Source organism: Enterococcus italicus DSM 15952, assembly GCF_000185365.1.
Taxonomy (GTDB): domain Bacteria; phylum Bacillota; class Bacilli; order Lactobacillales; family Enterococcaceae; genus Enterococcus_G; species Enterococcus_G italicus.
In genome coordinates this window covers 455,798-462,221 of sequence record NZ_GL622241.1, presented here as the reverse complement: position 1 = coordinate 462,221, position 6,424 = coordinate 455,798, and the positions used below count along the sequence as shown (strand labels likewise).

The 6,424-nt window shown below is 40.1% G+C and carries 4 protein-coding genes; 2 read left to right on the top strand and 2 right to left on the bottom strand.

What is annotated here, in order from left to right; translation table 11 throughout:
- Window positions 1-36 precede the first annotated feature (36 nt).
- Together HMPREF9088_RS02150 and HMPREF9088_RS02145 are read right to left on the bottom strand one after the other, a co-directional pair.
- Window positions 37-861, bottom strand: a complete 825-nt coding sequence (locus HMPREF9088_RS02150) for an NUDIX domain-containing protein (RefSeq protein WP_007207477.1) — start codon at window positions 859-861, stop codon at window positions 37-39.
- 37 nt (window positions 862-898) lie between these two features.
- Window positions 899-1,168 (bottom strand): hypothetical protein, encoded by a 270-nt coding sequence (locus HMPREF9088_RS02145; RefSeq protein ID WP_040366104.1) that lies wholly within the window; start codon window positions 1,166-1,168, stop codon window positions 899-901.
- A gap of 208 nt (window positions 1,169-1,376) precedes the next feature.
- On the opposite strand from HMPREF9088_RS02145, the gene metG reads away from it, so the two are divergent.
- Window positions 1,377-3,386, top strand: coding sequence for a methionine--tRNA ligase (metG, locus tag HMPREF9088_RS02140; protein WP_007207475.1), 2,010 nt, complete (start codon window positions 1,377-1,379; stop codon window positions 3,384-3,386).
- A 315-nt stretch (window positions 3,387-3,701) separates the two neighbouring features.
- Entirely contained in the window at window positions 3,702-6,416 is a 2,715-nt protein-coding gene (locus HMPREF9088_RS02135; RefSeq protein WP_007207474.1) for a cation-translocating P-type ATPase, read from the top strand.
- The last annotated feature ends 8 nt before the right edge of the window (window positions 6,417-6,424 follow it).

Below are 6,424 nucleotides of genomic sequence, written 5' to 3'. Positions count from 1 at the left end.
AAAAGAGAGAGGACCTTGGTCCTCTCTCTTTTTTGGTTATTCATGGAAGAAGTCTTCTTTCAGGCGATAGACTTTGGAAGGTCGCCCGATTCCAGTGGGACGTTCGCCAATTTCATCAAAAAAGTGGAGCAATGATTTTTTAAAATTGGAATGATCGATTAAGCGAAAATCAATACCCAAAAATTTGGCGAATACTTGGCGCGCTTCCTTGATAGTAAACGACTCACCTAATACTTGTAGAACTTGCGGTTCATGTTCCATTTTATTGGCAATGCGATTAAAGGCTTTTAAAATGATGGCACTATGGTCGAATGCCAGTTGATCTTTTCCTAATGATTGACCAGTCGATAAGTCTAAAACAATGGCCGTCTGATCACATTCCAAATGAATATGATTGACCTTTCTCTCCAAAGAAAACCAGCGTACATCTTCTGCATCATCGCCAGCAATGAGAGGCTCTTCACCAATAAAGGCCAAGTAACTCACGGTCACGACCCAACCACGAGGATCGCGATGCGGCGTACTGAATGTATGAAGTTGTTCAATATTTTGTTTTGAGATTTTGACACCTGTTTCTTCTTCGGTCTCGCGTAGCACACTTTCGCCTGTCGACTCATCAGGCTGTACAAACCCACCCGGTAGAGCCCATGAATTTTTGAAAGGGTGACCTTTGCGTTTGATTAATAGAATTTTCAGCTTGTCTTGTACTTTGCTATAGCACATCAAGACCATGTCGACGGTCAACGAGGGTTTTTCATAATTGGGTTTTTCTTGTCTACGATACCAGTCAAGAAATTCTGCTTCACTGGCTCGGTGTTCATAATATTCTTTTTCGTCTTCTTGATTGGAAAACGTGGCCATAACGATCCCTACCTTCTTGTCATAATGAGTATGTTGTTTAAAGAAAGAAAAAGAGTAAAAAGTTAATAAGAAATAATCCTAGGTAAATAGGAAGATAGTTTTTAAAGTAACGGATGCATGTGAAGCCCGCTAGTACAATCGCAATCAGCAAGAGTCCTCGAATCAAGATGGAGGAGACTAAAAAAGTATTTAAGTGATTGGCGGTATTCATGTAGGCATAAATGCGTTGATAGAAATTGGCAAAGAGTAGATGAATGGCGGTCAAACTAATCAATGTCCAAATATATATTTTCTGTCTGCGTTGCATAGAAGACACTCCTTGCATGGTAAGGATGAGAAGGTACGCTTGCGTACACACGCGACTTTCCACGGTAACTATTATAGCAACAAACAGGAAAACACTCAAAAAATCTTTTTTGTCGGTGCCTTTTTGCTTGATAATAAGTATGAAAAGCCACAATTGTGGTATACTATCAGAGAATAATTTTGAAAATGACAGAGGAGGAAGCTCACTCATGGCTGAGAAAGAGACATTCTATATAACGACACCTATCTACTACCCAAGTGGAAAACTACATATCGGCAATTCGTATACGACCATTGCCTGCGATGCGGTCGCTCGCTATAAACGCTTGATGGGATTTGATGTGTTTTATTTAACTGGTGTTGATGAACATGGACAAAAAATTGAAAAAAAAGCAGACGAACTTGGTGTAACGCCACAAGAATATGTTGATAAAATGGCAGCAGATGTGCAAAAACTTTGGAAGACACTAGACATTAGTTACGATAAGTTTATCCGTACGACGGATGACTACCATCAAAAAGCTGTGAAGAAGATTTTCCAACAATTACTAGACCAAGGTGATATTTATCTTGGACAGTACGAAGGCTGGTATTCAATCTCTGATGAAGAGTATTTTACCGAAACACAATTAGCGGAAGTCTATAAAGATGAAGAAGGCAATGTCATTGGTGGGAAAGCTCCGAGTGGTCATGAAGTGGAACTAGTGAAAGAAGAGTCTTACTTCTTCCGAATGAGTAAATACGCAGATCGTCTCTTAGCTTACTATGACGAACATCCAGAATTTATCCAACCTGAATCGCGCAAAAATGAAATGATCAATAACTTCATTAAGCCAGGCTTGGAAGATCTAGCTGTGTCACGGACGACACATTCTTGGGGGATTCCGGTTGATGCGAATCCAAAACATGTAGTCTATGTATGGATTGATGCACTTTCTAACTATATTTCTGCTTTGGGCTATGGTTCTGATGATGATCAACTCTTTCAAAAATATTGGCCAGCAGATGTGCATATGGTTGGGAAAGAAATCGTTCGGTTTCACACGATTTATTGGCCAATTATGTTAATGGCATTAGGCTTGCCTTTGCCAAAAGAAGTGTATGGCCATGGTTGGTTACTGATGAAAGAAGGCAAAATGTCTAAGTCTAAAGGCAACGTAGTCTATCCAGAGATGCTAGTAGAGCGCTATGGTCTAGATGCATTGCGCTATTATTTATTACGTGCGGTACCATTTGGTAGTGACGGTGTATTTACACCGGAAGACTTTGTGGCAAGAGTAAATTACGACTTAGCCAATGATTTAGGTAACCTACTTAACCGGACTGTAGCGATGATTAACAAATATTGCGATGGCATCGTGCCGACGTATCGTTCAAAAGTCACACCATTTGATAGTGAGTTGTCTACGACAGCGGCCAATGTCATTGGCCGTTACCGAGAAGCGATGGACAATATGGAATTTTCGACAGCGTTAGCAGAAGTTTGGACGCTTGTATCAAGAGCAAATAAATACATCGATGAAACACAACCATGGATTTTAGCCAAAGATGAAGAGAAAAAAGCAGAGCTAGACAGTGTTATGATTCACTTGGCAGAATCATTGCGAATTGTTGCTTTGCTATTGCAACCAGTGATGACAGAAACACCAGCCAAAATCTTCGAACAACTTGGCCTAAAACAAATGGCGACTAGTTTAACTGATTTACGCTTTGGAGAATTTCCTGCTGAGACGAAAGTCGTTGAAAAAGGCACACCGATTTTCCCACGTCTAGATATGGAAGAAGAAGTAGCCTATATCCAAATGAAAATGGCAGAAGGCACGCAACCAGTCGAAGAAACGATTAAATGGCAACCAGAAGAAACAACCTTACATTCAACAAAAGAAAAACAAATCAAGTACGATGATTTCGATAAAGTGGAATTAAAAGTTGCAGAAGTAATTGACTGCCAAAAAGTCGAAGGTGCAGACAAGCTATTGCAATTCCGCTTGGATGCAGGCGATTCAAATGACCGTCAAATTTTGTCAGGGATTGCAGCCTATTACCCAACACCAAATAGCTTGATTGGGAAAAAAGTAGTGATTGTTGCAAACTTGAAACCACGTAAAATGCGCGGGCTGATTAGCCAAGGAATGATTCTTTCGGCGGAAGATAAAGATGGCAAGCTACAAGTTGTAGAAGCACCAAAAGGCATGCCAAATGGCTCAATCATTGCATAATTTTTAAGAAGATGAAAAATTAACAGTAGCGCTCTAAAAGCTGATAGGTGTTTGGCTAATCAAATACCTATCAGCTTTTTGTCATTTTAAGAGAAAGGAATTGTTTTCTTATTGTTTTTCTTGTATAATTTTCTTGTAATAGTTTTGTTCATAGGGGAGTAATCGGCAGCAAAGGCTGTGGCAACATCACCAACAAGAAAGAAATTTCTGGTGTTGCCTTAATTGGTGAGACTTATGTATGTTGTACTACACGCATACACAGGTCTATTTTTTTAACTTTAATAGACTTGTGTAAAGATACTAAGGGGGAGAACCATGTCAGGATTAAGCGAAAAGAAACAGCAACAAACAGATCCATTTTATACAAAGAGCGCAGACGAAGCACTTGCTGCCTTAGACTCTCAAGCAGATGGGCTATCTGATCAAGAAGCAGCCAAGCGATTGGAGCAATATGGCTCGAATGAATTGGAAGCTGGCAAAAAGACCACTATGTTACAAAAGTTTTTGGAACAATTTAAAGATTTAATGATTATTGTTTTGTTAGTCGCAGCCGTGATATCTGCTGTCGTCTCACATGAAGTAGTCGATGCACTTATTATTTTGGCCGTAGTTATTATTAACGCCATCATGGGTGTGGTACAAGAGTCTAAAGCAGAGCAAGCCATTGAAGCCTTGCGTGAAATGTCTACGCCAAACGCCAACATTCTTCGTTCGGGTCACTCGAAAAGTGTGAGTAGCCATGAATTAGTTCCTGGGGATATTGTTTTGTTAGAGGCTGGCGATGTTGTGCCGGCAGATATGCGTTTGTTAGAAATTAATTCTTTAAAAATTGAAGAGGCTGCCTTAACAGGTGAGTCTGTGCCGGTTGAGAAAGAACTGATTGTCCTAGACGGAACTGATATTGGAATTGGTGACCGTGTCAATATGGCCTATTCAAATAGTAACGTGACATATGGCCGTGGAAAAGGAGTCGTGGTCAATACTGGGATGAATACCGAAGTCGGTAAAATTGCCGGTATGTTAGCCAATGCAGACGAAACTGAAACACCATTGAAGCGTAACTTAAACCAATTAGGGAAGTTTTTGACTATTGCAATCATCATTATTGCGGTCATCATGTTCTTTGTTGGTACAATGATTAATGATCAATCATGGGTAGATATGCTATTGACGTCGATTTCATTAGCCGTAGCCGCTATTCCAGAAGGTCTACCAGCTATCGTGACGATTATTTTAGCATTAGGTACGCAAACCATGGCAAAGCGGAATGCGATGATTCGTAAATTACCAGCTGTTGAAACATTAGGGGCAACAGATATTATTTGTTCTGATAAAACAGGTACATTGACTTTAAACCAAATGACAGTCGAAAAATTGTATTTTGATCAAAAGCAATTAGCAGCCTCTGATGAGATTGCCAAAGATAATCTAGCAATCAAATTAATGAACTACGCCAATGATACAAAATTCAGTAAAGAAGGTAACTTAATTGGGGACCCGACTGAAACGGCACTTGTTCAATTTGGTTTGGATAAAGGGTTTGATATTCGCAAAGAAGGAAAAGTAGAGCCTCGTGTAGCGGAGCTACCATTTGACTCAGATCGTAAATTAATGAGTACCATCCACCAATTAGTCGATGGAACATTCCTAGTAGCAGTTAAAGGTGCACCAGATGTACTTATTAACCGTTCAACTAGCATTTATCAAGGTGGCAAAGAAGTACCACTTGATGAAACCCAAAAAGCAGCAATCCTAGAAAATAATACAAGTATGGCCAAACAAGCACTACGTGTACTAGGTGTGGCGTACAAGATTATTCCTTCATTACCAGAAGATCGTTCATCAGAAGTAATCGAAAATCAACTAGTCTTCACTGGTCTAATTGGTATGATTGACCCAGAACGGGCCGAAGCAGCAGAAGCCGTTCGCGTTGCTAAGGATGCAGGTATTCGTCCGATTATGATTACTGGTGACCACCGTGATACGGCTGAAGCAATTGCCGGACGCTTAGGAATCATCAAACCAGGTGATGACGATGCAGTCTTAACAGGTGCGGAGTTAAATAATTTATCAGAAGAAGAATTTGCTAAAGTCGTAACGCAATATTCAGTCTACGCTCGTGTATCACCAGAACATAAAGTACGAATTGTTAAAGCTTGGCAAAATGCTGGTAAAGTAGTCGCGATGACTGGTGACGGAGTGAATGATGCACCAGCCTTGAAACAAGCCGACATCGGTGTCGGTATGGGTATCACTGGTACAGAAGTATCAAAAGGTGCTTCTGATATGGTATTGGCTGACGATAACTTTGCAACAATTGTCGTAGCCGTCGAAGAAGGACGTAAGGTCTTCTCAAATATTCAAAAAGCGATTCAATACTTAATGGCTGCTAACTTAGGGGAAGTATTGACCTTATTTATTGCAACGATTCTTGCATGGGATACATTGCTACCAATTCATTTATTATGGATTAACTTGGTAACTGACACATTCCCAGCAATTGCTTTAGGTATGGAACCAGCTGAAAAGAACTTGATGGCACACAAACCTCGTGGGAAACAATCGAACTTCTTCTCAGGTGGCGTATTGAGTAGTATTATTTACCAAGGTATCTTGGAAGCAGCGACAGTCTTATTTGTATATTGGTCAGCGATTCAATGGCCAGCCCATACAGCAGAAAATATGATTGGTTTAACAGCTGCTCAGTTGTATGATTTGCAACATGGCGATGCATTAACAATGGCATTTGCTACATTAGGTTTGATGCAATTGTTCCATGCATTTAACGTTAAATCTGTGCATCAATCACTATTTAAGGTTGGTTTCTTCAAAAATAAAACCTTTAACTATGCGATTTTACTTTCATTTGTAATGATGATGATTATCATCGTAGTACCAGGCTTGAACGATATCTTCCGTGTGACTCACTTAGATACGTACCAATGGGGAATTGTGTTAGGTTCTTCTTTTGCAATCATCCCGGTAGTCGAAATCATTAAAGCCATCCAAAGAGCGATGGGCAAAGAGTAAACAGCTTA